This is a genomic window from Streptomyces hilarionis (assembly GCF_024539675.1).
In the GTDB taxonomy this organism is placed as follows: Bacteria; Actinomycetota; Actinomycetes; order Streptomycetales; family Streptomycetaceae; genus Streptomyces; species Streptomyces hilarionis.
On sequence record NZ_JAHHIT010000474.1, the window covers coordinates 1 to 412 of the forward strand.

Here is a 412-nt window from a genome sequence, read left to right on the forward strand (position 1 = left end):
GCCTTTGCCTTCTTCATCCACCACGCGGGTTCTATGTAGCTCGCGTAACAGAATCAAGGCTTGCTCAGGCAACGGCACGATGTGTTTGTTCTTGTCCAGATGCTTGGTCTTGCTCACCACATAACGCCAATCGGCGCCCACCAAGTCGACATCTTCCCATCGCATCTGCACCAGTTCGCCTGGGCGGACGGGCAATATGACCAGCAGGCGCATTGCCGCGGCAACGCTGCCGTCGCTGCAGTCATCAAGGCGTAGAAGAAACCTGCCCAGGTCGGATGGCCTTTCGATCGCCGGGTTGCTGGTCACAATGTGGCGAATCTTCAACTCCTCAATGTTGCTGAGCGCCACGTTGCGCTCCACCCAGCCGCGACCTTCGGCAAAGCCCAGAACGGCACGTATGATGGTGCGCACG

At 58.5% G+C, this 412-nt stretch carries 1 protein-coding gene; it reads right to left on the bottom strand.

Annotated elements, in window-relative coordinates; genetic code table 11:
- Positions 1-412 (bottom strand): tyrosine-type recombinase/integrase (locus tag KMS84_RS43980; protein WP_256921367.1); only part of this gene is annotated, 412 nt, incomplete at both ends.